The sequence below is a fragment of the Microbacterium sp. NPDC089696 genome (assembly GCF_044749125.1).
Lineage (GTDB): Bacteria > Actinomycetota > Actinomycetes > Actinomycetales > Microbacteriaceae > Microbacterium.
This window is the reverse complement of sequence record NZ_JBIVHF010000001.1, coordinates 2,024,685-2,048,875: the sequence shown is the minus strand read 5'-3', so window position 1 is coordinate 2,048,875 and position 24,191 is coordinate 2,024,685. Positions and strand designations below refer to the sequence as shown.

20 protein-coding genes are annotated in these 24,191 nt (G+C 70.0%); all 20 read left to right on the top strand.

Features of this window, described 5'->3' with window-relative positions:
- Nucleotides 1-64: 64 nt before the first annotated feature.
- The 20 genes from alaS to gmk all read left to right on the top strand — a co-directional run bounded on the left by alaS (nucleotide 65) and on the right by gmk (nucleotide 24,129).
- Nucleotides 65-2,725 (top strand): alanine--tRNA ligase, encoded by a 2,661-nt coding sequence (gene alaS / locus ACIPY8_RS10135; protein ID WP_400817544.1) that lies wholly within the window; start codon nucleotides 65-67, stop codon nucleotides 2,723-2,725.
- Nucleotides 2,722-3,195, top strand: a complete 474-nt coding sequence (gene ruvX, locus ACIPY8_RS10130) for a Holliday junction resolvase RuvX (protein WP_400817542.1) — start codon at nucleotides 2,722-2,724, stop codon at nucleotides 3,193-3,195. The genes alaS and ruvX overlap by 4 nt, the downstream gene beginning before the upstream one ends.
- 2 nt (nucleotides 3,196-3,197) lie before the next feature.
- Nucleotides 3,198-4,754 (top strand): endolytic transglycosylase MltG, encoded by a 1,557-nt coding sequence (gene mltG / locus ACIPY8_RS10125; RefSeq protein WP_400817540.1) that lies wholly within the window; start codon nucleotides 3,198-3,200, stop codon nucleotides 4,752-4,754.
- On the top strand, nucleotides 4,751-5,566 hold the full coding sequence (locus tag ACIPY8_RS10120; RefSeq protein WP_400817538.1) for a shikimate dehydrogenase: 816 nt from the start codon (nucleotides 4,751-4,753) through the stop codon (nucleotides 5,564-5,566). Before mltG ends, ACIPY8_RS10120 begins: the two co-directional genes overlap by 4 nt.
- A gap of 48 nt (nucleotides 5,567-5,614) precedes the next feature.
- Complete coding sequence (aroC, locus tag ACIPY8_RS10115; protein ID WP_400817536.1) at nucleotides 5,615-6,844, top strand: chorismate synthase; 1,230 nt, start codon at nucleotides 5,615-5,617, stop codon at nucleotides 6,842-6,844.
- Nucleotides 6,828-7,346: a shikimate kinase gene (locus tag ACIPY8_RS10110; RefSeq protein ID WP_400817534.1), complete on the top strand. Its 519-nt coding sequence runs from the start codon at nucleotides 6,828-6,830 to the stop codon at nucleotides 7,344-7,346. The genes aroC and ACIPY8_RS10110 overlap by 17 nt, the downstream gene beginning before the upstream one ends.
- On the top strand, nucleotides 7,343-8,431 hold the full coding sequence (aroB, locus tag ACIPY8_RS10105; protein ID WP_400817533.1) for a 3-dehydroquinate synthase: 1,089 nt from the start codon (nucleotides 7,343-7,345) through the stop codon (nucleotides 8,429-8,431). Before ACIPY8_RS10110 ends, aroB begins: the two co-directional genes overlap by 4 nt.
- Entirely contained in the window at nucleotides 8,428-8,865 is a 438-nt protein-coding gene (gene aroQ, locus ACIPY8_RS10100) for a type II 3-dehydroquinate dehydratase (RefSeq protein WP_400817532.1), read from the top strand. Before aroB ends, aroQ begins: the two co-directional genes overlap by 4 nt.
- Before the next feature lie 73 nt (nucleotides 8,866-8,938).
- Complete coding sequence (efp, locus tag ACIPY8_RS10095; protein WP_050720937.1) at nucleotides 8,939-9,499, top strand: elongation factor P; 561 nt, start codon at nucleotides 8,939-8,941, stop codon at nucleotides 9,497-9,499.
- A 3-nt stretch (nucleotides 9,500-9,502) separates the two neighbouring features.
- Complete coding sequence (nusB, locus tag ACIPY8_RS10090) at nucleotides 9,503-9,913, top strand: transcription antitermination factor NusB (RefSeq protein ID WP_400817530.1); 411 nt, start codon at nucleotides 9,503-9,505, stop codon at nucleotides 9,911-9,913.
- Nucleotides 9,914-9,972: 59 nt separating this feature from the next.
- Nucleotides 9,973-12,897, top strand: a complete 2,925-nt coding sequence (locus ACIPY8_RS10085) for a DEAD/DEAH box helicase (RefSeq protein WP_400817528.1) — start codon at nucleotides 9,973-9,975, stop codon at nucleotides 12,895-12,897.
- 74 nt (nucleotides 12,898-12,971) lie between these two features.
- Nucleotides 12,972-14,549, top strand: coding sequence for a Rieske 2Fe-2S domain-containing protein (locus ACIPY8_RS10080; protein WP_400817526.1), 1,578 nt, complete (start codon nucleotides 12,972-12,974; stop codon nucleotides 14,547-14,549).
- A gap of 81 nt (nucleotides 14,550-14,630) precedes the next feature.
- Complete coding sequence (pyrR, locus tag ACIPY8_RS10075; RefSeq protein ID WP_400817524.1) at nucleotides 14,631-15,161, top strand: bifunctional pyr operon transcriptional regulator/uracil phosphoribosyltransferase PyrR; 531 nt, start codon at nucleotides 14,631-14,633, stop codon at nucleotides 15,159-15,161.
- A complete protein-coding gene (locus ACIPY8_RS10070; RefSeq protein ID WP_400817522.1) occupies nucleotides 15,158-16,123 on the top strand; it encodes an aspartate carbamoyltransferase catalytic subunit in 966 nt (321 codons plus the stop codon). Before pyrR ends, ACIPY8_RS10070 begins: the two co-directional genes overlap by 4 nt.
- Nucleotides 16,120-17,424 carry a dihydroorotase gene (locus ACIPY8_RS10065; RefSeq protein WP_400817520.1) on the top strand — a complete coding sequence of 435 codons (1,305 nt, stop codon included), beginning with the start codon at nucleotides 16,120-16,122 and terminating at the stop codon, nucleotides 17,422-17,424. Before ACIPY8_RS10070 ends, ACIPY8_RS10065 begins: the two co-directional genes overlap by 4 nt.
- Nucleotides 17,421-17,957 carry a hypothetical protein gene (locus ACIPY8_RS10060; protein WP_400817518.1) on the top strand — a complete coding sequence of 179 codons (537 nt, stop codon included), beginning with the start codon at nucleotides 17,421-17,423 and terminating at the stop codon, nucleotides 17,955-17,957. The genes ACIPY8_RS10065 and ACIPY8_RS10060 overlap by 4 nt, the downstream gene beginning before the upstream one ends.
- Nucleotides 17,954-19,099 (top strand): glutamine-hydrolyzing carbamoyl-phosphate synthase small subunit, encoded by a 1,146-nt coding sequence (carA, locus tag ACIPY8_RS10055; RefSeq protein WP_400817516.1) that lies wholly within the window; start codon nucleotides 17,954-17,956, stop codon nucleotides 19,097-19,099. The genes ACIPY8_RS10060 and carA overlap by 4 nt, the downstream gene beginning before the upstream one ends.
- Nucleotides 19,099-22,386, top strand: a complete 3,288-nt coding sequence (carB, locus tag ACIPY8_RS10050) for a carbamoyl-phosphate synthase large subunit (RefSeq protein WP_400817514.1) — start codon at nucleotides 19,099-19,101, stop codon at nucleotides 22,384-22,386. Before carA ends, carB begins: the two co-directional genes overlap by 1 nt.
- On the top strand, nucleotides 22,383-23,228 hold the full coding sequence (pyrF, locus tag ACIPY8_RS10045; protein WP_400817512.1) for an orotidine-5'-phosphate decarboxylase: 846 nt from the start codon (nucleotides 22,383-22,385) through the stop codon (nucleotides 23,226-23,228). Before carB ends, pyrF begins: the two co-directional genes overlap by 4 nt.
- The gene (gmk, locus tag ACIPY8_RS10040; RefSeq protein WP_400817510.1) at nucleotides 23,221-24,129 is read left to right on the top strand and encodes a guanylate kinase; all 909 of its coding nucleotides are present in this window, start codon (nucleotides 23,221-23,223) and stop codon (nucleotides 24,127-24,129) included. The genes pyrF and gmk overlap by 8 nt, the downstream gene beginning before the upstream one ends.
- Nucleotides 24,130-24,191 lie beyond the last annotated feature (62 nt).

The window sequence follows — 24,191 nt, the reverse complement described above, 5'->3', positions numbered from 1 at the left end:
GGCGCACGACCGCCGCGCGACCGCCCGCCATCCCACCCCGTACGCAAGGACACCCGGCACACCCATGAACACTGCGGAGATCGCGCAGCGCTACCTCGACTACTTCGAGAAGAACGACCACCTCATCGTCCCCTCGTCCTCGCTGGTCAGCGACGACCCCTCGCTGCTCTTCACCGTCGCGGGCATGGTGCCGATGATCCCGTACCTGACCGGCGTCGTGCCCGCCCCTCACCCGCGCATCGCCGACGTCCAGAAGTGCATCCGCACGAACGACATCGAGGAGGTCGGACGCACCGCCCGCCACGGCACCTTCTTCCAGATGCTGGGCAACTGGTCGTTCGGCGACTACTTCAAGGAGGGGGCGATCCGCTACGCCTGGGAGCTGCTGACGAGCTCCGAGGCCGACGGCGGACTCGGCTTCGACGAGAAGGACCTCTGGGTCACGGTGTACGAGACCGACGACGAGGCCGAGGCGATCTGGCGCGACATCATCGGCCTGAAGCCCGAGCGCATCCAGCGACTCGGCCGCGCGGACAACTACTGGAACACCGGCCAGCCCGGCCCGGGCGGCCCGGACAGCGAGATCTTCTTCGACCGCGGCCCCTCGTACGGCGTGGACGGCGGTCCCGCGGCGGACGACACCCGGTTCCTGGAGATCTGGAACCTCGTGTTCATGCAGGACTTCATCGACAACATCCGAGGCAAGACGGAGTTCGACATCGTCGGCGAGCTGCCGATGAAGAACATCGACACCGGGATGGGACTCGAGCGCGTCGCCTTCCTCAAGCAGGGCGTCGAGAACATGTACGAGACGGACCAGGTGCGTCCCGTGCTCGACCGCGCCGTGGAGCTCTCCGGCCGACGTTACGGAGCCGTGCACGAGGATGACGTGCGCTTCCGCGTGGTCGCCGACCACGTGCGCTCCTCGCTCATGCTGCTCTCCGACGGCGTGCGTCCGTCCAACGAGGGCCGCGGCTACATCCTCCGCCGTCTCATGCGCCGCACGGTGCGCGCGATGCGTCTCCTGGGTGTCGACGAGCCGGCGTTCCCCGAGCTGTTCTCCGCCTCGCGCGACGCCATGAAGTCCGCCTACCCGGTGCTCGAGGCCGACTGGACGACGCTGTCGTCCGCGGCGTTCGCCGAGGAGGAGACGTTCCGCCGCACGCTGGCCCAGGGATCCACGATCCTCGACCTCGCTCTCGACGACACGAAGAAGAGCGGGTCGACGGCGCTCAGCGGCCGTGAGGCGTTCCTGCTGCACGACACGTACGGCTTCCCGATCGATCTCACGCTCGAGGTCGCCGAGGAGGCGGGGCTCGACGTCGATCGGGCGGCGTTCGACTCGCTCATGAAGGAGCAGCGGGACCGCGCCAAGGCCGACGCCCGCAACCGCAAGCGCCAGCTCGCCGACGTCTCGGTGTACCGCGACCTCCGCGCCCTCGGCGAGACCGGTTTCGACGGGTACTCCGAGCTCCAGGTCGACTCGCACGTGCTCGGCATCCTCGTCGACGGTCAGGTCGAGAAGATCGCTATCGAGGGCCAGATCGCCGAGGTCGTGCTCGCCGAGACCACGCTGTATGCGGAATCCGGCGGTCAGGTCGCCGACAAGGGCGTGATCGTCGGCCCCGGCTACGAGCTCGAGGTCCTCGACGTGCAGAAGCCGGTTCCCGGACTCATCAGCCACACGGTCGAGGTCACCCGGGGCTCCGTCGCCGTCGGCGCTGCCGCGACCACGGTCGTCGACGCCGCGAACCGTCGGGCCGCGCGTCAGGCGCATTCGGCCACACACCTCGTGCATGCGGCGCTGCGCGACACGCTCGGCCCGACCGCCACACAGTCGGGATCACTCAACCGCGCCGGGTACATGCGCTTCGACTTCGCCTGGTCGCAGGCGCTCTCGTCGGAGACCCGCACCGAGATCGAGGAGATCACGAACCGCGCCGTGAACGACGCTCTCGAGGTCACCACGCGCATCCTCACGCTCGACGAGGCCAAGGAGGCCGGCGCGATGGCGCTGTTCGGCGAGAAGTACGGCGATGTCGTGCGGATGGTCGACATCGGCGGCCCGTGGTCGCGCGAGCTCTGCGCCGGCACGCACGTGGCGTCCAGCTCCGAGATCGGTCTCGTCAGCGTCGTGGGGGAGTCGTCGGTCGGCGCGTCCAATCGCCGCATCGAGGCCCTCGTGGGTCAGGACGCGTTCCGGGAGCTCGCCGCGGAGCGTGCACTGGTCTCCCAGCTCACGGCATCCCTCAAGACCCCGCGCGATCAGCTCGCCGAGCGCATCGCCGACCTGTCGTCGAGCCTGAAGGCCGCCGAGAAGCGCATCGCGCAGTTCGAGGCCAAGGAGCGTGCCGGACAGGTCCCCGCGATCGCCGACGCCGCGACGCGCGTGGGCGCCTTCCACGTCGCCGCGCAGTCGCTCGGCGACGTCGCCTCGGCGGACGACGTGCGCGACCTCGTGCTCGGCGTGCGCGAGCGTCTCGGCAGCGACCCCGCGGTCGTGGCTCTCGGCGCCGTCGTGAACGGACGACCCGTCGTCGTCGTCGCCACGAACGACTCCGCACGAGCGGCCGGAGCCAAGGCGGGTGTGCTCGCGAAGCGCGCGGCCGCGGTGCTCGGCGGCGGCGGCGGCGGACGTGACGACGTCGCGCAGGGTGGAGGGACGGATGCTGCGGCGATGTCCGCCGCGCTGGAGGCCGTCTCTCAGGAGCTGCAGGCAGCGTGACGGGCTTCCGCCGCGGGGTGCGCCTCGGGATCGACGTCGGCCGGGCTCGGATCGGCGTCGCCCGGTGCGACCCCGACGGGATGCTCGCCGTTCCGGTGGAGACCGTCGCACGCGACGATGCGGCACTCGACCGCATCGCGGAGATCGCGACCGAGTACGTGCCCCTCGAGATCGTGATCGGCCTCCCCGTGAACCTCCGCGGTGTCGACACGGCATCGACCGCAGACGCACGGGAGTTCGCGGCAGCGCTGCAGAGCCGGATCGGCACGCCCGCGAGGCTCGTCGACGAGCGGCTGAGCACGGTCACCGCACACGCCGCGCTGAGATCTTCGGGCAGATCCCAGAAGAACTCTCGTAGCATTGTGGATCAGGTCGCCGCTGTGGTCCTTCTGCAGCAGGCGATAGACACGGAGAAGAGCACGGGAAACCCGCCCGGCTCCACGATTCCGCTCGACGAGGAGTCCCCCTGACGATGCCCGAACGCGAGAGTGCTTCCCCCCGGCACGATCCGGACGCCCGATTGGGCGACCTGTTCGAGAACCTTCCCGACCCGACGCAGCAGAGCCCGACGGTGGACAACACGCCGCCCGCTCCGGGTTCGCGTCGAGCGGCGCGTGAGGCCGCGAGCCGCGCTGCCGGTCCCGCCGTCCCCGAGGCGTCTCGCGACGATCTCGCGGACGACGGCGCCGCCCGGTCCGCCGCCCCGGTGCCGGAGGCCGCCGCGGACGAGTCCACGGCGGACGGCGCTCCCGTCGCCGCGCCCCGTGCGGAGACTCCGACCCCCGACGAGGGCACTCCCACCAGGGCCATGCCCCTCACGCGCACGCCGGCGGAGGATGTCGCGCCCGCCGACTCCTCGACGTCCGAAGCCCCCGCGGCCGGAGGGCGGCTGGAGGACCTCTTCCACAGCGAACCCGTGGCCGAGGACAGGCGCGGAGCCGCGGTGAAGAAGAAGCGCCGCACCGGCTGCCTCGTCGCTCTCATCATCGTGCTCGCCATCCTCGGAGGCATCGTCGGCGCGGGGGTGTGGGCCTGGAACACCTACGGCGACAAGATCAGCGACGCGCTCGGCTGGGGTGATCCCCAGGACTGGGAGCCCGGGATCGCGACCGGCGAGGTGCTGGTGACGATCAAGGACGGCGATACCGGCGGCCCCGTCTCCACGGCGCTGTTCGAAGCGGGCGTCACCCGCACCGAGGACGTCTTCTACGACTATCTGGTCGACGAGAACATCGCGGTGACCTTCTACCCCGGCATCTACCGGATGCAGGAGAAGATGACCGCGGAGGATGCCCTGGCCGCGCTCCAGGACCCGGCGAACAAGATGGAGAACTCGGCGAGCGTGTCGGAGGGCGGGACGATCAGCTCCTCGCTGCCGGGCATCGCGGAGTCCCTCAACATGCCGATCGAGGATCTTCAGGCGGCGATCGACCTCGGGCCCGCGGCCTACGGCGTCGACGCGCAGAGCCTCGAGGGATGGCTGTTCCCGGCCGTCTACACCTTCGACCCCGGCGTGACCGCTCAGGGCGTCATCCAGCGCATGGTGGATCGCACGTGGGAGTCGCTGAACGCGGCGGGTGTGCCGGCGCAGGATGCGCAGCGCGTGCTGACGATCGCCTCGATCATCCAGCGCGAGGGCCTCACCGCCGATTTCGACAAGGTCTCGCGCGTCATCCAGAACCGTCTGGACATCGACATGAAACTGCAGATGGACTCGACCGCGCAGTACGGCTACGGGTCACTGCACGAGGGTGTCGTGTCGAGCTCCGCCGAGGCACTGGCCGACCCGAACCCCTGGAACACCTACGTCAACACGGGGCTGCCCGTCACCCCGATCGCCAGTCCGAGCGACGCCGCGATCAAGGCGGCGATGAATCCGGCCGACGGTCCGTGGCTGTACTTCGTCACGGTGAACCTCGCCACCGGGGAGACGCAGTTCTCCGAGACCTACGAGGAGCACCTCAAGGGCGTCGAGAAGTGGGACCAGTGGTGCAAGGAGAACCCCGACGGAGGATGCGCGGCCGGATGACCCGCACTCGACTCGCGGTGTGGGGCGACCCGATCGCGCACTCCCGGTCGCCGCAGCTGCACGCCGCCGCGTACCGCGTTCTCGGACTGGAGTGGGACTACACGCGTCGGCAGGTCGACGCGGAGGGGTTCGAGAAAGCGTTCGGGTCGCTGGACGACACCTGGCGGGGCCTCTCGCTCACGATGCCGCTCAAGGAGCGTGCGTACCGCGCCGCCGAGGTTCGCGATCGCCATGCCGAACTCACCGGCGCCGTGAACACGCTGCTCCTCGCCGACCGCGTGCACGGTTTCAACACCGATGTCGGCGGCATCGTGGACGCGCTGCGTGAGGACGGCCTCGACCGGGTCGAGCGCGTCCGCATCCTCGGAGCGGGTGCGACGGCGGCATCCGCTCTGGTCGCGGTGGCCGAGATGGGCGCGCGCCGCGTCGACCTGCGGGCGCGCCGGCCGGAGAAGGCTGCGCCCCTCCGGGATCTCGCCCTCCGGTTGGGCATCGACACCGGCATCCGCACGTTCGACGACGTCGCGGCCCCGGTCGACCTGACCGTCGCGACCCTCCCCGGAGGCAGCGCGCTCGGCGAGAGCATCGTCGAGCCGCTCGCCAGCACGGGGGGAGTGCTGTTCGACGTCGCGTACTCGCCCTGGCCCTCGTCGCTCGCGGAGCGGTGGCCGGGCACGACGATCTCCGGGCTCGGGATGCTCCTGCACCAGGCCGTTCGCCAGATCCGGGTCTTCCACCACGCGGACACGGAGGTCCCGCTCGACGGTGAATCGCGCGTCCTGACGGCGATGCGCGAGGCCCTCGGGTCGTAGACCGACACGCGGCACGAGCAGGGGTGCGACGCGTGGGAGACTAGAGCAATGCTCCGCGTGCTCACGGCCGGCGAATCGCACGGCCCAGAACTCATTGCCGTCATGGAGGGCCTGCCCTCGGGCGTCCCGGTGTCGTCCGAGGCGATCCAGGCAGACCTCGCCCGCCGCAAGCTCGGCTACGGCCGCGGCTCCCGCATGAAGTTCGAGCAGGACGAGCTCTCGATCTCCGGCGGCGTGCGCCACGGCAAGACCCTCGGCAGCCCGATCGCGCTCCGCATCGGCAACACCGAATGGCCCAAGTGGGTCGAGGTCATGAACCCCGAGCCCGTCGAGCTCACGGACAAGTCCCGTGGCCGCAGTGCGCCGCTCACCCGCCCCCGCCCGGGACATGCGGACCTCGTCGGCATGCAGAAGTACGACTTCGACGAGGCCCGCCCGATCCTCGAGCGGGCGAGTGCGCGAGAGACCGCCGCCCGCGTGGCGCTCGGAGCCGTCGCGCGGTCCTTCCTCGGTGAGCTCGGCATCCGCCTCGTCAGTCACACCCTCTCGATCGGCCCCGTGCAGGTGCCCGAGGGCTCCGCGCTGCCGACGCCCGACGACGTGGAGCGCCTCGACGCGGATCCGCTGCGCTGCTTCGACCCCGCCACGTCCGCACGCATGGTCGCCGAGGTCGACGACGCCAAGAAGGACGGCGACACGCTCGGCGGCATCGTCGAGGTGCTCGCGTACGGGCTGCCTCCGGGGCTCGGCTCGCACGTGCACTGGGACCGCCGCCTGGACGCCCGTCTCGCGCAGGCGCTCATGAGCATCCAGGCCATCAAGGGCGTCGAGGTCGGCGACGGCTTCGAGACGACGCGCCGGCGCGGCTCCGCCGCTCATGACGAGCTCTTCGCCACGGCCGACGGCATCACGCGAGGGTCCGACCGTGCCGGCGGCACCGAGGGCGGCATGTCGACGGGCACGGTGCTGCGGGTCCGTGCCGGCATGAAGCCCATCGCCACCGTGCCGCACGCCCTCCGCACGATCGACATCGCGACCGGCGACGACGCCACGGCGCATCACCAGCGCTCGGACGTCTGCGCGGTCCCGGCTGCGGGCGTGGTCGCCGAGGCGATGGTCGCCGTCGAGCTGGCGCGTGCCGTGCTGGAGAAGTTCGGCGGCGACAGCGTGCGCGAGACACGACGCAACCTCGAGGGATACCTCGACGCGATCCCCGCCGAGCTGCGCACGACCCCGGCCTCCGAGGCGGCGCTCATCGCGCATGACGAGCGAGGCTGAGCGGCTCACGCTGGTGCTGGTCGGTCCCATGGCCGCCGGCAAGACCAGTGTGGGACGACGCGTCGCGCGGAAGCTGGGCATCCCGTTCATCGACACCGACAAGCGCGTCGTCGCGGCTCACGGTCCGATCCCGGCGATCTTCGCCGAGTTCGGCGAGTCGCACTTCCGGGAGCTCGAGCGCGACGCGGTCGCGGCAGCGCTGAGCGAGGGCGGCGTCGTCTCATTGGGCGGCGGAGCCGTGACCGACGAAGGGACCCGAGCGCTCCTGCGGAAGCATCCGGTCGTGTTCCTGACGGTGACGCCCGAGGCGGTGGCGGATCGGATCGCCGGCGGCGGTCGACCGCTGCTCGAGGGAGAGGATCCCGTCGGCCGCTGGACCCGCATCTTCGAGGCGCGCCGAGGCTGGTACGAGGACGTCGCGTCCACGACTTTCGACACGTCCCGACGGCCGATGCACCGCATCGCCGAGGAGATCGCCGCATGGAGGAGAGAGCAGGCATGAGCAGCACGACCATCAGCGTCACGGGGGAGACCCCCTACGACATCACGATCGGGCGGGACATCCTCGACCGCGTGTCGGACGCCCTCGACGCCGGCGTCCGGAAGGTGCTCATCGTGCACCCGCCGACGCTCGCGGCCCGCGCGGCCGAGCTGCGCGATCGACTCCTCGCCGATACGACGAACGGTCAGCGCGAGGTCCTGCTGGCCGAGGTGCCCGATGCCGAGCAGGGCAAGCGCATCGAGGTCGCCGCCTTCTGCTGGCAGGTCATGGGGCAGGCCGACTTCACGCGGTCGGACGCGGTGGTCGGCTACGGCGGCGGCGCCGTGACCGACCTCGCGGGGTTCGTGGCGGCGACGTGGCTGCGCGGCGTGCAGCTCGTGCAGGTGCCCACCACCGTGCTCGGGCTGGTCGACGCGTCCGTCGGCGGAAAGACGGGAATCAACACGGCGGAGGGCAAGAACCTCGTCGGGGCGTTCTGGGCACCGCGCGCGGTGATCGGCGACCTCGACGAGCTCGGGAGCCTGAGCGCGAACGAGGCGACGGCCGGCTTCGCGGAGGTCGTCAAGGCCGGATTCATCTGGGCGCCCGAGATCCTCGACATCGTGGAGGCCGACCCCGCGCGTGCCGTCGACACGACCACGCCGGAGTTCCGACGCGCGATCGAGCTCGCGATCGACATGAAGGCGAAGGTCGTCTCGGACGACTTCCGCGAGGCCGGTCAGCGGGAGATCCTCAACTACGGCCACACTCTCGGCCACGCGATCGAGCACGCGGAGCGCTACCGCTGGCGCCACGGCGCGGCGATCTCGATCGGCATGGTCTACGCCGCGGAGCTCTCACGCCTCGCCGGGCGCCTGTCCGACGCGTCGGCCGAGAGGCATCGGACGATCCTGGAGTCGCTGGGACTGCCGACGACCTACCGCGCCGGTGCCTGGCGGACGCTGCTCGCCACGATGCAGCGCGACAAGAAGACCAGGGGAGGGATGCTGCGGTTCATCCTGCTCGACGAGATCGGGAAGCCGACGGTGCTCCAGGCTCCCGACGAGTCCCTGCTCTTCGCCGCGTATCAGGAGGTCGGCGAGTGACCCGGCGCATCCTGCTCGTGAACGGACCGAACCTCAACCTCCTCGGCACGCGGGAGCCGGAGGTGTACGGGACCGCGACGCTCGATGACATCGTCGCCCTGACGACGGGGGCGGCGCAGGAGGCGGGCTTCGAGGTCCGCTCGATCCAGAGCAACCACGAGGGCGTGCTGATCGACGCGATCCACGATGCCCGCGCGGACTGCGCCGGCATCGTGATCAACCCCGGCGGGCTCACGCACACGTCCGTCGTGCTGCGCGACGCCCTGACCGGGGTCTCGTTGCCGTTCGCGGAGGTGCACATCTCCGACGTGTACGCCCGGGAGGAGTTCCGCCACCACTCGTACCTGCACGACGTCGCCGCTGTGCGGGTCGTCGGCGAGGGCGTCGAGGGCTACGCGACCGCCGTGCGACAGCTCGCGGCGCTCATCCCGTAGAATCGACTGTCGGCCCGCCCTGCCATCCGGCGGCGAGCGGCCCCCACGGACTCACGAAACGGAACTCCCGCACATGGCATCTACCGCAGACATCAAGAACGGCGTCGTCCTCAGCATCGATGGACAGCTCTGGAGCGTCATCGAGTTCCAGCACGTCAAGCCGGGCAAGGGCGGGGCGTTCGTGCGCACCAAGCTCAAGAACGTGGTGTCGGGCAAGGTCGTCGACCGCACCTACAACGCGGGCGCGAAGATCGAGATCGAGAACGTCGACCGCCGCGACTACACGTACCTGTACACGGACGGTGACGGCTACGTGTTCATGGATCAGACGGACTTCGACCAGATCACGGTCGGCGCAGCGACCGTGGGAGACGCCAAGAACTTCCTGCTCGAGAACCAGCAGGTCACGATCGCGCTCAACAACGGCAACCCGCTGTACCTCGACCTGCCGGCCTCCGTGATCCTCGAGATCACGTACACGGAGCCGGGTCTGCAGGGCGACCGGTCCTCGGCAGGCACGAAGCCCGCCACGCTCGAGACCGGATACGAGATCCAGGTCCCGCTCTTCGTCGAGGCCGGCACCAAGGTCAAGGTCGACACCCGCACGGGTGACTACCTCGGTCGCGAGAAGTAAGGCGTGAGCGCCCGGACGAAGGCGCGCAAGCGCGCACTCGACATCCTCTTCTCCTCGGACGTCCGCGGAGACGACCTGGCCGTGACCCTCGCCGCGGAGGCGACCCGCGCGGCGAGCGAGCCTGCGCGAGAGGCCTCCTGGCTGTACGCCCGCGAGGTCGTCGACGGGATCGTCGATCACCGTGACGAGATCGACGAGCAGATCACGACGCACAGCCGCGACTGGCGTCTGGAGCGCATGCCCGCGGTCGATCGGGCTCTGCTGCGCATCGGCGTGTGGGAGATCCTGTACAACGACCAGGTGCCCACCGCGGTCGCGATCGACGAGGCGGTGGAACTCGCCAAGGAGTTCTCGACCGACGACTCGGGCGCTTTCGTGCACGGCGTGCTCGCCCGGGTGGCGCGCGCCGCCTGAGCGCGGTCCACGAGGATGCCGGCGGCGTCGATGTCGGCGGCTCACGGAACGATGGCCGGATGAACGACTGGCGATCGCTGCTCCCCGCGCGCGAGAGCGGACCACGGGTCCCTGTCGCGCTCGGGGTCGAGCTGCGACTCCGTGATCTGCGCGGGTCCTGGTCGGCCCGTCCTCAGCGCGCGGCCACTCCGCGCGATATAGCGAAACGCGAGGGAGAGGTGCTCCTCGGTGTGCGACCGCTCGTGCGCAGCGAGGCGACCGGCGCTTGGATCCAGAGCGGGGTCTCCTGGGACCAGGTGCGCCGCCCCGGAACGCAGTTCGCCGCCGCGACGTCGCGCTGGTTCGGGGATCTGCTGAACATCTCCCGGGATTCGCTGCTCTCCGGCGCCTCCGGCGAGTGGCTGATCCTCGACCACGTCGAGTCGTCCCTCCTGTGGCCGCATCTGCGCGAGGCCGCCGGACTCGGCATCCCGTTCGTCTCGACGCAGAAGACCGTCGCAGTCGGTCTCGCCGAGACCGTCGCCGTCTCGGCGGAGATCCGTCGCGAGGAGTCGGGCTCTCTCCTCGTGCACGCCGAGGCGTCGGTCGACGGTCGCACGGTGGCCGCACCGGATCTCCACGCGATCGGCACCACAGGCGTGTACGCCGTCTCGGCGGTGGGCCGAGGCCTGGAGGTGCGGCTGGGGGAGACGGCGCTCGACCCGGCCGTGCGCGCTCTCCTCGCGGCGCCCGCGGGGGTCGAGGTCGTCGCCGACGAGGAGACGGCATTCCTGCGCGACGCGTATCCATTGCTGGCTCGTCGCATCACGGTGCGCGCTCGGGGCGGGGTTCCGGTTCCTGTGCTGCCGCCGCCGGTCCCCGTGCTCACGGTCGCCTTCCAGGCGGGGGACGTGGTTCGCTGGACGTTCGAGTGGGAGTACGCCGGATTCGGCCGCTTTCCGCTCTCGTCGACGAACGACGCGATACGGGACGCGCAGGCGGAGGACGACGTCCGCGCGGGGCTCGTCGACAGCTGGACCCGTGCGACGCCGCTCGCATTCGCGGCACAGGGGTCGGTGCACGACGTCGACGCCGCCGAGTTCGTGGCGACAGGGGTTCCGGCGCTCGAGGCCGACGGCGTGACCGTGATCGTCAGCGGACGGCGCAAAGCCTATCACGAGCTCAGCGGTGAGCCCGAGGTGACGATCTCCACCGTCGAGACCACCGATGCCGATTGGTTCGATCTCGGGGTGCTCGTCCGCATCGACGGCCGGAGCATCCCGTTCGAGCCTCTGTTCACCGCTCTGAGTCGAGGGAGGAAGAAGCTCCTGCTCGCCGACGGCGGTTACTTCTCGCTCGCGCACCCCGCACTCGGACGTCTCCGGGACCTGATCGACGAGGCGGGCGGACTCGACGAGTGGGAGACGGGTCCGCGGATCAGCCGCTACCAGGTCGATCTCTGGGAGGAGTTCGAGGACCTCGCCGATGAGGCGCTGCCGGCCGTCGCCTGGCGGGCGACGGCCGATGGACTCCGCGAGGCCTCGGGCGTTCCGTCGACCCCGGTGCCACAGGGGCTCCGGGCGACGTTGCGGCCGTACCAGAAGTCGGGCTTCGACTGGCTCGCGTTCCTCTGGCGACACCGCCTGGGGGGCATCCTCGCCGACGACATGGGACTCGGCAAGACGCTGCAGCTGCTGGCCCTGATGCAGCACGCGCGAGAGCAGGGCGAGACGCGTCCGTTCCTCGTCGTCGCGCCGACGTCGGTCACGGGTGCGTGGCGCGCCGAGGCCACGCGCTTCGTGCCGGACCTCCGCGTGGCGCTCGTGGAGGGCACGGTCGCGTCGGGCGGCGCCTCCGTCGTCGCGGCAGCCGCGGGCGCCGACGTCGTCGTGACCTCGTACGCGGTCGCCCGTCTCGACGAGGAGGAGTTCGCCCGTGTGTCCTGGGCCGGACTGGTGCTCGACGAGGCGCAGTTCGTGAAGAACCCGGCGACGAGGGCCCACCGGGCGATGGCGTCGTTCGACGCGGCGGTGACGTTCGCGGTGACGGGCACACCGATGGAGAACAGCCTCAGCGAGCTCTGGGCGCTCCTGTCCCTCTCCGCACCCGGGCTGTTCGCGTCGGCGCGCGCGTTCCGGGAGCACTATCTGCAGCCCATCGAGCAGGGGAAGGTCCCGGAGAACGCCGAGGGAGGGGACTACCGCCGCCGCCGGCTCGCACAACTGCGTCGACGCATCCGCCCCCTCGTGCTGCGACGCACGAAGGAACGCGTCGCGGCAGACCTCCCTCCCAAGCAGGAGCAGCTGCTCGAGGTCGAGCTGAGCACGGCGCACCGCGCCCTGTACGACGTGGTTCTGCAGCGCGAGCGCCAGAAGGTGCTCGGTCTGCTCGAGGATCTCGACCGCAACCGGTTCATCGTGTTCCGCTCGCTCACGCTCCTGCGCATGCTGAGCCTCGCACCCGCTCTGATCGACGACGCCGATGCGGCGATCGGCTCCCGCAAGCTCGACGTGCTGCTCGAGCGCGTCGAGGAGCTGCAGGCCGAGGGACACCGGGCGCTCGTGTTCAGCCAGTTCACGTCGTTCCTCGACCTGGCACAGGAGCGCCTCGCGTCGGCGGGTATACCGTTCGCACGACTCGACGGCTCGACGCGTCGCCGCCAGGAGGTCGTCGACGGCTTCACGACGGGGGAGCAGCCCGTGTTCCTCATCAGCCTCAAGGCCGGCGGCTTCGGACTGACCCTCACCGAGGCCGATTACGTCTTCCTGCTCGACCCGTGGTGGAACCCGGCGGCCGAGGAGCAGGCGATCGACCGCACGCACCGCATCGGTCAGACCGAGCAGGTGTTCGTGTATCGGATGGTGTCGACCGGGACGATCGAGGAGAAGGTGCTCGATCTGCAGCGGCGCAAGGCGCGGCTGTTCTCCGCGGTGATGGACGACGACGACCTGTTCGCACAGTCGCTGACGGCCGAGGACATCCGCGGGCTGTTCGACCCTCGGTGATTTCTCCCGGCCGGTCTCCGCGGCCGCACAGGAGGGCCTCGGTAGAATCGAACGGTTCACCTCAGGAGGAATGCATGCGGATCACGGGACTCGGCCACGCCGGGATGTTCATCGAGACGGTCGGCGGGAACATCATCTGCGACCCCGTTCTCGGACCCTCGTTCTTCGGATCCTGGTTCCCCTTCCCGGACAACCGCGCGCTGGACTGGGAGCGCTTCGGGCGGGAGGCCGACTTCCTCTACATCTCGCACCGCCACCGCGACCACTTCGACCCGAAGCTCCTCGAGCGCTACATCCGCAAGGACATCGAGGTCCTGCTGCCCGAGTACCCGATCGACGACCTCGAGCAGGACATCCGTGCGCTCGGCTACACGAACATCACGTACGCGCCGGCCGGCGAGATCATCGAGCGCGGCGACCTGAAGATCATGATCACGCCGCTCCGCGCCCCCAGCGACGGACCCATCGGAGACTCCTCGCTGAGCGTCGACGACGGCACCGGATCGGTGCTGAACCAGAACGACTCGCATCCGCTCGACCTCGAGAAGCTGCTGCACTTCGGTCGCCCCGACGCGTACTTCACGCAGGTGTCGGGGGCGATCTGGTGGCCCATGGTCTACGACCTGCCGCTCGACGCCAAGCAGAACTTCGCCCAGCTCAAGCGCGACGCGCAGAACAAGCGGGCGATGTACTACATCGAGAAGGTCGACGCCCCGCACGTCTTCCCGATGGCCGGGCCGCCCATGTTCCTGCGCGACGATCTGTTCGACTTCAACGGCCTCGGCCGCAACGGCGAGTCGATCTTCACCGACCAGAAGCAGTTCCTCGTGCACATGCACGAGCAGGCGCCGCAGTACGACGGACAGCTCTTCGTGCCGGGCACGGTCGTCACCGTCGAGGACGGCGAGGTCACCACCGAGCAGACGCTGTACAGCGAGGCCGAGCTCGCCCACATCTTCGACGAGAAGTGGGACTACCTCGAGGAGCAGCGCGCCACGCGGCAGGACGAGATCCGTGCGGAGGAGGCGTCGCGAGCGGAGGTGCTGTCCGCGCAGGAGATCCTCGACGAGCTGAAGGCGTGGTGGGAGCCGCTCCTCAAGAAGTCCCGCACGATCCGCCTCGGAGTCGGCGGCAACGTGCGGTTCAGGATCGGCGACCTCGACATGGTCGTCGACTTCTCGCGCGCGAAGGTGCGCGAGTACGCCGGTGAGGACTGCATCTACTGGTACACGATCCCCGCGGACCTGGTCTCGACCAACATCCGCGACCACGAGATCGACTGGTCGAACTCGATCTTCCTGTCGATGCAGTTCTCGGTGGGCCGCAGCGGGAAGTTCAACGAGTTCCTCACGACGTTCCTCAAGTGCCTCTCCGTCGACCGCATCGAGTACGTCGAGAACTGGTACCAGGAGCAGACCGACCAGACCGAGGACGCCGAGATCGGCGACTGGGTCGTGCAGCGACGCTGCCCGCACCTTCGCGCGGACCTCACCAAGACCGGCAAGGTCGACGACGACGGCATCCTCACGTGCAGCATGCACGACTGGAAGTGGGATCTGAAGACCGGCCGATGCCTCTCGACGTCTGGGCACCCGATCCGCTCGTCGAAGATCGACGAGGTCACCGACGCCGTGCTCAGCGAGGCGAGCTGAAACACTCCGCCCGCGCTCGGATAGACTGACGACGCAAGCAACCTTTAACACCGTCCTGTGAGGCGGAGAAGGGAGCGGCTGATGGGTGCACGCACCGTCCTGCACGAAGCCGACATCTCGCGGGCTCTGACCCGTATCGCGCACGAGATCCTCGAGTCCAACCGGGGAGCGGAGAACCTCGTCCTGCTGGGCATCCCGACCCGCGGAGTGGCTCTGGCCCAGCGCCTCGCCCGACTGATCGGCGAGATCTCGCAGACGTCCGTCCCGGTGGGGGCGCTCGACGTCACCCTGTTCCGGGACGACCTCGCGAAGCATCCGACCCGCTCACCGCAGCCGACCGACATCCCGACCGGGGGGATCGACGGCCGCACGGTCGTGCTCGTCGACGACGTGCTGTTCTCGGGCCGCAGCATCCGCGCCGCGCTCGACGCTCTGCAGTCGATCGGACGCCCCGCCGTCGTGCGTCTCGCGATCCTCGTGGACCGCGGCCACCGCGAGCTCCCGATCCGCCCGGACTTCGTGGGCAAGAACATCCCCTCCTCGCGCCAGGAGCGCGTGAACGTGCGTCTGCGTGAGAACGACCACGCCGAGGAGGTGACGATCGAGGCATGAGGCACCTCCTCGACACCCGCACCCTCGACCGCGAGACCGCCCTGCGGATCCTCGACGTCGCCGAGGACATGTCCGACACGCAGTCGCGCGAGATCAAGAAGCTCCCGACACTGCGCGGCAAGACCGTCGTGAACCTCTTCTTCGAGGACTCGACCCGCACCCGCATCTCCTTCGAGGCGGCGGCCAAGCGCCTGTCCGCCGACGTCATCAACTTCGCCGCCAAGGGCTCCAGCGTGTCGAAGGGCGAGAGCCTCAAGGACACCGCGCAGACGCTCCAGGCGATGGGCGCGGATGCCGTCGTCATCCGTCACCCCGCCTCCGGCGCCCCGCAGACGCTCGCGACGAGCGGGTGGATCTCGGCCGGCGTCGTCAACGCGGGCGACGGCACGCACGAGCATCCGACGCAGGCTCTGCTCGACGCGTTCACGATCCGCAAGCGCCGTTTCGGTGCGGAGAGCCGCGGACGCGACCTCTCGGGCGTCCGGGTCGTGATCGTCGGCGACGTGCTCCACTCGCGTGTCGCCCGTTCCAACGTGTGGCTGCTCGCGACGCTCGGCGCCGAGGTCACGCTCGTCGCCCCGCCGACGCTCGTGCCGCAGAACGTCTCGCTCTGGCCGGCGCGCGTCGTCTACGACCTCGATGAAGCCCTCGCCGAGGCGCCGGACGCGGTCATGATGCTGCGAATCCAGCTCGAACGCATGAATGCCGCGTATTTCCCCACTGAGCGGGAGTATTCCCGGCGCTGGGGGCTCGACGCACGGCGTACCGCGGCGCTTCAGGGCGATAGCATTGTGATGCACCCCGGACCCATGAACCGCGGGCTGGAGATCAGCTCGGAAGCGGCGGATTCGCCGCGCTCCACGGTGCTGGAACAGGTCACGAACGGGGTGTCGGTCCGGATGGCCGTGCTGTACCTGCTGCTGGCGGGCGAAAGAGACGACGAACGAGGGGGAGACCTGTGAGCGAGACCCTCGTCATCACCGGCGCACAGCTTCTCGGTGCCGAGAGCGCCGACATCATCGTGGAGGACGGCCGCATCGCCGAGATCGGCAGCGGGCTGAGCCGCGCCGGCGCCCGGGTGATCGACGCCGCCGGCCTCGTCGCGCTACCAGGACTCGTGGATCTGCACACGCATCTGCGGGAGCCCGGCTACGAAGCCTCCGAGACGATCCTCACCGGCACACGTGCGGCCGCAGCGGGTGGGTTCACCGCCGTCTTCGCGATGCCGAACACCTCGCCTGTGGCCGATACGGCCGGCGTCGTGGAGCAGGAGCTCGCCCTGGGCGACGCCGCCGGCTACGCGACCGTGCAGCCGATCGGCGCGGTGACGGTCGGGCAGAAGGGCGAGCGGCTCGCCGAGCTCGGCGCCATGGCGACGTCCCGCGCCCGGGTGCGCGTGTTCAGCGACGACGGCTTCTGCGTCTTCGATCCGCTCATCATGCGGCGCGCGCTGGAGTACGTGAAGTCGTTCGACGGAGTGATCGCCCAGCACGCTCAGGACCCGCGCCTCACCGAGGGCGCGCAGATGAACGAAGGGACGGTCTCGGCCGAACTCGGCCTCGCCGGGTGGCCCGCCGTCGCCGAGGAGTCGATCATCGCGCGCGACGTGCTCCTCGCCGAGCACGTCGGTTCCCGCCTGCACGTGTGCCACCTGTCGACGGCGGGGTCCGTCGACATCATCCGCTGGGCCAAGAAGCGCGGCATCGCCGTGACCGCCGAGGTCACCCCGCACCACCTGCTGCTGACGGACGAGCTCGTCCGGGGCTACGACGCCCGCTACAAGGTCAACCCGCCGCTGCGCCGCGAGGAGGACGTGCTCGCGGTTCGCGAGGGTCTCGCCGACGGCACGATCGACATCGTCGCCACCGACCATGCGCCGCACCCGAGCGAGCACAAGACGTGCGAGTGGCAGGCGGCGGCGAACGGCATGGTCGGGCTCGAATCCGCGCTGCGCGTCGTGCACCAGTCGATGGTGGAGACCGGGCTGATCGGCTGGAGCGACGTGGCGCGCGTGATGAGCGCCGCCCCGGCGCACATCGGCCGCCTCAGCGGTCACGGCTCGCCGCTCGAGGTCGGAGCGCCCGCGCAGATCGCGCTGTACGACGCCGCCGTCGCAGGGGTGTTCACCGAGGCCGACCTCCACGGACGCAGCGCGAACTCCCCGTATCTCGGACGCGACCTCCCCGGTCGCGTCGAGTACACGATCCACGGCGGCGCTCTGACCGTCGATGCCGGCACGCTGGTCGAGGAGCTCCGCGCATGATCCCCCGTGATGTCGCGATCGCGGTGATGATCGCCCTCGCCGTCCTCGTCCTGCTCGCGATGGCGTTCGCCTGGCGTCGACGTCTCCGACGCGACGCGGGGCTCGCGGCCCCGCTCGGTGTGCCCGAGCACGCCGAGGTGATCGACCGGCACGAGGTGCTCTACGTCTCGACGACGAAGCACGGTCAACCGCTCGAACGCCTCACCCTGTCGCCGCTCGCGTATCGCGCCCGTGGCGAGGCAGCGGTGACCGACCGCGGACTGGCGCTCTGCCTCGACGGCGCGCCGACCGTGTTCCTCGCCTCGTCCCGCCTCGCAGGCGTCGATCGCGCGACGGTCACGATCGATCGGGTCGTCGAACCGGGCGGCCTCGTCCGGGTGGCCTGGAACGTCGACGACGACACCGTCGTCGACTCCTATCTCCGTCTGACCGACGGCGACCCGAAGAACTTCATCTCTGCACTGCAGCAGCTCGTCCCCGCCTCCGGCGCCGCGGACGACCCCGCTGCCCCCGACACAGGAGCACAGTCATGACCTCCCTCCCCGAACCCGCCGTCCTGGTCCTCGAGGACGGCACCCGCCACACCGGCCGTGCCTACGGCGCGCTGGGCACCACGCTCGGCGAGGTCGTCTTCGCCACCGGCATGTCCGGCTACCAGGAGACGCTCACCGACCCGTCGTACGCCGGACAGATCGTCCTCCAGACGGCACCGCACATCGGCAACACCGGCATGAACGACGAGGACCCCGAGTCGCGGCGCATCTGGGTGGCCGGTTACATCGTGCGCGACCCCTCGCGCGTCGTCTCGAACTGGCGCGCGAACGCCTCCCTAGACGAGATCCTCGTGCAGGACGGCATCGTCGGCATCAGCGGCATCGACACGCGGGCGATCACGCGTCACATCCGCTCCGCCGGCTCGATGCGCGGCGGCATCTTCTCGGGCGAGGCCGCCGGCCTCGACGCCGAGGAACAGCTGCGCATCGTGCGCGAGGCCCCCGAGATGGCGGGTCAGAACCTCTCGGCGCAGGTCTCGGTCGACGTCGCGTCCGTGACGGATGCCGTGGGCGACAAGATCGGCAACCTCGCGGTGCTCGACCTGGGCGTCAAGCAGGCGACGATCGACAACCTCGCGGCCCGCGGCTTCGAGGTGCACGTCCTGCCGCAGTCGTCGACGTTCGCCGACATCACCGCGATCGATCCGGTCGCCGTGTTCTACTCGAACGGTCCCGGCGATCCCTCGGCCTCGGACGGCCAGGTCGCCGTGCTCCGCCAGGTGCTCGATGCGAAGCTGCCGTACTTCGGCATCTGCTTCGGCAACCAGCTGTTCGGACGCGCGCTGGGTCTCAGCACGTACAAGCTCACGTTCGGCCACCGCGGCATCAACCAGCCCGTGCTCGACAGGGTCACCGGCAAGGTCGAGATCACGGCCCACAACCACGGCTTCGCGGTGGAGGCGCCTCTGGACGGCGCCTTCGACAGCCCGCACGGCTACGGCGCGATCGAAGTCAGCCACGTGGGCCTCAACGACAACGTCGTGGAGGGGCTGCGCGCCCTCGACCTCCCGGCCTTCTCGGTGCAGTACCACCCCGAGGCCGCCGCCGGGCCGCACGACGCCAATTACCTCTTCGACCGGTTCCGCGACATGGTCATCGCGAGCAAGAAGGACGCACAGTAATGCCCAAGCGCGACGACATCAGCTCCGTTCTCGTCATCGGCTCCGGCCCGATCGTCATCGGTCAGGCGTGCGAGTTCGACTACTCCGGCACCCAGGCGTGCCGTGTGCTCCGCGAGGAGGGCGTGCGCGTGATCCTCGTGAACTCCAACCCCGCGACGATCATGACCGACCCCGACTTCGCCGATGCGACGTACATCGAGCCGATCACCCCCGAGGTCATCGAGACGATCATCGCCAAGGAGAAGCCCGACGCGATCCTGCCGACGCTCGGCGGCCAGACGGCGCTGAACGCGGCCATGGCCCTCGACGAGCGCGGCATCCTCGCCAAGTACGGCGTCGAGCTCATCGGCGCCAAGGTCGACGCGATCAAGAAGGGGGAGGACCGCCAGGTCTTCAAGGAGCTCGTCCTCGAGGCCGGCGCCGACGTCGCCAAGAGCGTGATCGCCCACACCATGGACGACCTGCTCGCCGGCGCCGAGAAGCTCGGGTACCCGCTCGTGGTGCGCCCGTCCTTCACGATGGGCGGTCTCGGCTCGGGCTTCGCGTACGACGAGGAGGACCTCCGCCGCATCGGCGGCGCCGGTCTGCGCGACTCGCCGACGACCGAGGTGCTCCTGGAGGAGTCGATCCTCGGCTGGAAGGAGTACGAGCTCGAGCTCATGCGCGACACCGCCGACAACACGGTCGTCGTCTGCTCGATCGAGAACGTCGACCCGGTCGGCGTGCACACGGGCGACTCGATCACGGTCGCACCCGCACTCACCCTCACGGACCGCGAGTACCAGAAGATGCGCGACATCGGCATCGACATCATCCGCGCGGTCGGCGTCGACACCGGGGGCTGCAACATCCAGTTCGCGGTCGATCCGACCAACGGCCGGATCATCGTGATCGAGATGAACCCGCGTGTCTCGCGCTCCAGCGCCCTGGCGTCGAAGGCGACCGGATTCCCGATCGCCAAGCTCGCCGCGAAGCTCGCTCTCGGGTACCGCCTCGACGAGATCCCCAACGACATCACGGGCGTGACCCCGGCGAGCTTCGAGCCGACGCTCGACTACGTGGTCGTCAAGGTGCCGCGCTTCGCGTTCGAGAAGTTCCCGGCCGCCGACGCGACGCTCACGACGACCATGAAGTCGGTCGGCGAGGCGATGGCGATCGGGCGCAACTACGCCACGGCCCTGCAGAAGGCGCTGCGCTCGCTCGAGAAGCGCGGGTCCAGCTTCCACTGGGGCGCGGAGGAGCGCTCTGTGGAGGAGCTGCTCGAGATCGCGAAGACCCCGACCGACGGCCGCATCGTCACGCTGCAGCAGGCGCTGCGCAAGGGTGCGACGGTCGAGCAGGCGTTCGAGTCCACCGCGATGGACCCGTGGTTCCTCGACCAGATCGTGCTCATCAACGAGGTGGCCGAGCTCGTGCGCACGGCGCCGGAGCTGGATGCCGCGACGCTGCGCTACGCCAAGGAGCACGGCTTCTCGGACGCGCAGCTCGCACAGCTGCGCGGCACCACCGAGGAGGAGGTCCGCGGCGTGCGCCACGGCCTCGGCATCCGTCCCGTCTACAAGACCGTCGACACGTGCGCCGGAGAGTTCCCGGCTCTCACGCCGTACCACTACTCGAGCTACGACTTCGAGACCGAGGTCCAGCCCTCGGATCGCACCAAGGTCGTGATCATCGGCTCCGGTCCGAACCGCATCGGGCAGGGCGTCGAGTTCGACTACTCCTGCGTGCACGCCTCGTTCGCGCTGTCGGACGCCGGTTTCGAGACCGTCATGGTCAACTGCAACCCGGAGACCGTGTCGACCGACTACGACACGTCCGACCGGCTGTACTTCGAGCCGCTGACGCTCGAGGACGTGCTGGAGGTGCTGGACGCCGAGGCGGCGAGCGGCACGATCCTCGGCGTCGTCTGCCAGCTCGGCGGCCAGACGCCCCTCGGCCTGGCCAAGGGGATCGAGGCGGCCGGGTACACGGTGCTCGGGACGAGCCCCGAGGCGATCGACCTCGCCGAGGAGCGGGAGCTGTTCTCGCGCCTGCTCGACGATGCCGGGCTGCTCGCCCCGCGCAACGGCACCGCGATCGACGTCGAGGGCGCCGTGCGCATCGCGGAGGAGATCGGATACCCCGTGCTCGTGCGCCCGAGCTTCGTGCTCGGCGGCCGCGGCATGGAGATCGTGTACGGCACCGATGCGCTGCGCGACTACTTCGTGCGCACCGCGGGCGAGGTCGTGATCGAGGAGGGCAAGCCCCTGCTCGTCGACCGCTTCCTCGACGACGCCATCGAGCTCGACGTCGACGCCCTGTACGACGGCACCGACCTGTTCATCGGCGGCGTCATGGAGCACCTCGAGGAGGCCGGCATCCACTCCGGTGATTCGAGCTGCACCCTGCCTCCGGTCTCGCTCGGCCGCACCGACGTCGACCGCGTCCGCGAGGCGACCCTCGCGATCGCCGAGGGCGTGGGCGTCCGCGGACTGCTGAACGTGCAGTTCGCGATCAGCGCCGGCGTGCTCTACGTGATCGAGGCGAACCCCCGCGCGAGCCGCACGGTGCCGTTCGTGTCCAAGGCGCTCGGCATCCCGATGGCCAAGGCCGCGAGCCGCGTCATGGCCGGTGCCACGATCGCCGAGCTCCGGGCCGAGGGCATGCTCCCGGAGCAGGACGGCTCGCGGGTGCCACTCGACGCCCCCGTCTCGGTCAAGGAGGCCGTGCTGCCGTTCAAGCGGTTCCGCACGGCCGACGGCAAGACGGTCGACTCGGTCCTCGGTCCGGAGATGCGCTCGACCGGCGAGGTCATGGGCATCGACCGCGACTTCCCGACCGCGTTCGCGAAGAGCCAGGCGGCCGCCTACGGCGGGATGCCGACGTCGGGCACCGTCTTCATCTCGGTCGCCGACTCGGACAAGCGCGCGGTGATCCTCCCGGCCCACCGCCTGCAGCAGCTGGGCTTCACGATCGTCGCGACCGAGGGCACGGCCGAGATCCTCTCGCGCAACGGCATCGCCGTCACTGTGGTCGAGAAGTACAGCGAGACCCAGGAGTCGGGCGCGACGAACATCGTCGACCTGATCAACGACGGCGCGATCGACATCGTCGTGAACACGCCCTCCGGTGGTGCGGCCCGAGCGGACGGCTACGAGATCCGCGCCGCCGCCGTGGCCGCGGACAAGGCCCTGTTCACCACCATGGCGGTGCTCGGTGCCGCAGTGAGCGGTATGGATGCCGCTCACGAGGGGTTCCAGGTCAAGAGCCTGCAGGAGTACGCCCTCGACCGGAAGGCCGCGGTGTGACAACTCCCTTCGGCGAGCGGGTCCGCGCCGTCCTGGACGAGCGCGGCCCGCTCTGCGTGGGCATCGACCCCCATGCGGCTCTCCTGGACGCCTGGGGGCTCGGTCAGGATGCCGCGGGCGCGCGCGAGTTCGGTCTGCGGACGGTCGCTGCGGCCGCGGGACGCGCCGGGATCGTGAAACCGCAGGTGTCGTTCTTCGAGCGCTTCGGATCCGCCGGGTTCGCGGCGCTCGAAGAGGTGCTCGCCGCCGCCCGTGCCGCGGATCTGCTCGTGATCGCCGACGCGAAGCGCGGAGACATCGGGACCACCATGGACGCCTACGCCGCCGCGTGGCTCAGCCCCGGCTCACCGCTCGAAGCCGACGCGCTCACCGTGAATCCGTACCTCGGCGTGGGAGCGCTCGACGGGACGTTCGAGCTCGCACTCGAACACGGCAAGGGTGTGTTCGTCCTCGCCGCCACGAGCAACTCCGAGGCGCTCACGCTGCAGCGCTCCGTCTCCGCCACCGGGCGCTCGGTCGCGGCCGACGTCGTCGCGGTCGTGTCGGCACGCAACGCCGAGAGCGCGCAGACGGGGGAGTGGGGGAGCATCGGTTTCGTGATCGGCGCGACGGTCGACTGGACGGACGCCGGACTCGCGGCGTTCACACCTCCGGCGCCGATCCTCGCACCGGGCTTCGGGGCACAGGGGGCGACGGCCGCCGATCTGCATCGACGTTTCGGATCGATGAGCCGCAGCGTCGTCGCGAGTGAGAGCCGCAGCATCCTCGCCGCGGGCCCGGACGGGCTCGAGGCCGCCATCGACGCCCGCGTCGCCGACTACAGGGAGGCCCACCGTGGCTGAAGCACGCCCGGTTCCGGAGGTCGATCGCGCCGCCGCCGCGCGCAAGGCGGTGGAGCGCCGCCGCGCCCGCGCATCGCTCAAACGCGATCTCACGATGCGGGTCACGGCGCCGCAGACGGTCGTCGCGCGGGCGACCGCCGACCCCGACTCGGTCGAGGGCTCGATGCGCATCACGGACTTCCTGCTCGCGCTCCCGGCGATCGGCGCGGGCAAGCGCGACCGCATCCTCGCAGATCTGAACATCTCGCCCGTCAAGCGTCTGGGCGGTCTCGGCGTGCGGCAGCGCGTGGCGCTCTCGGCGTGGCTGGACGAGAGGTTCCCGGTCCTCGTGCCGCGGGGGGCGAGGAGCCGCCTCCTCGTGCTCGCCGGGCCGACGGCCGTGGGCAAGGGCACGGTCGCGGCGTACATCCGCGAGCACAACCCCGAGATCCACCTCTCCGTGTCCGCGACGACACGTGCTCCGCGTCCCGGCGAGGTCGACGGCGTGCACTACTACTTCGTGGACGACGCCGAGTTCGATCGGCTGGTCGCCGCCGACGAGCTGCTGGAGTACGCGGTCGTGCACAACCGGTCGCGCTACGGCACACCGCGCGCGCCCATCGACGCCGCCCTCGCTGCCGGCAGGACCGTCCTGCTCGAGATCGACCTGCAGGGCGCACGCCAGGTGCGCCGGGCCGAACCGAGCGCGACCCTCATCTTCCTGCTGCCGCCGACGTGGGACGAACTCGTCCAGCGACTGGTCGGCCGGGGCACCGAGGGGCCGGAGGAGCGGGCTCGCCGGCTGCGCACCGCGAAGGTCGAACTCGCCGCGCAGAACGAGTTCGATCACCTCGTCGTGAACGAGGACGTCGCCGCCGCGGCCGCGGAGGTCGTAGAATTGTCTTCAGGCTCTGCGCGCTGAGTCCTCTCGCGCGCCCGCAGCACCGTCTTCGCGACGATCCCGTCGCCTGATCAGGAGGTCCC

Coding starts and splice junctions, on each gene's coding strand:
- alaS (WP_400817544.1), top strand. CDS start 65: ATGAACACTGCGGAGATCGCGCAGCGCTACCTCGACTACTTCGAGAAG.
- ACIPY8_RS10110 (WP_400817534.1), top strand. CDS start 6,828: ATGACGAGCGAGGCTGAGCGGCTCACGCTGGTGCTGGTCGGTCCCATG.
- ACIPY8_RS10085 (WP_400817528.1), top strand. CDS start 9,973: ATGAACGACTGGCGATCGCTGCTCCCCGCGCGCGAGAGCGGACCACGG.
- ACIPY8_RS10070 (WP_400817522.1), top strand. CDS start 15,158: ATGAGGCACCTCCTCGACACCCGCACCCTCGACCGCGAGACCGCCCTG.
- ACIPY8_RS10060 (WP_400817518.1), top strand. CDS start 17,421: ATGATCCCCCGTGATGTCGCGATCGCGGTGATGATCGCCCTCGCCGTC.
- aroC (WP_400817536.1), top strand. CDS start 5,615: ATGCTCCGCGTGCTCACGGCCGGCGAATCGCACGGCCCAGAACTCATT.
- ACIPY8_RS10120 (WP_400817538.1), top strand. CDS start 4,751: ATGACCCGCACTCGACTCGCGGTGTGGGGCGACCCGATCGCGCACTCC.
- mltG (WP_400817540.1), top strand. CDS start 3,198: ATGCCCGAACGCGAGAGTGCTTCCCCCCGGCACGATCCGGACGCCCGA.
- efp (WP_050720937.1), top strand. CDS start 8,939: ATGGCATCTACCGCAGACATCAAGAACGGCGTCGTCCTCAGCATCGAT.
- pyrR (WP_400817524.1), top strand. CDS start 14,631: ATGGGTGCACGCACCGTCCTGCACGAAGCCGACATCTCGCGGGCTCTG.
- aroB (WP_400817533.1), top strand. CDS start 7,343: ATGAGCAGCACGACCATCAGCGTCACGGGGGAGACCCCCTACGACATC.
- carA (WP_400817516.1), top strand. CDS start 17,954: ATGACCTCCCTCCCCGAACCCGCCGTCCTGGTCCTCGAGGACGGCACC.
- ACIPY8_RS10080 (WP_400817526.1), top strand. CDS start 12,972: ATGCGGATCACGGGACTCGGCCACGCCGGGATGTTCATCGAGACGGTC.
- carB (WP_400817514.1), top strand. CDS start 19,099: ATGCCCAAGCGCGACGACATCAGCTCCGTTCTCGTCATCGGCTCCGGC.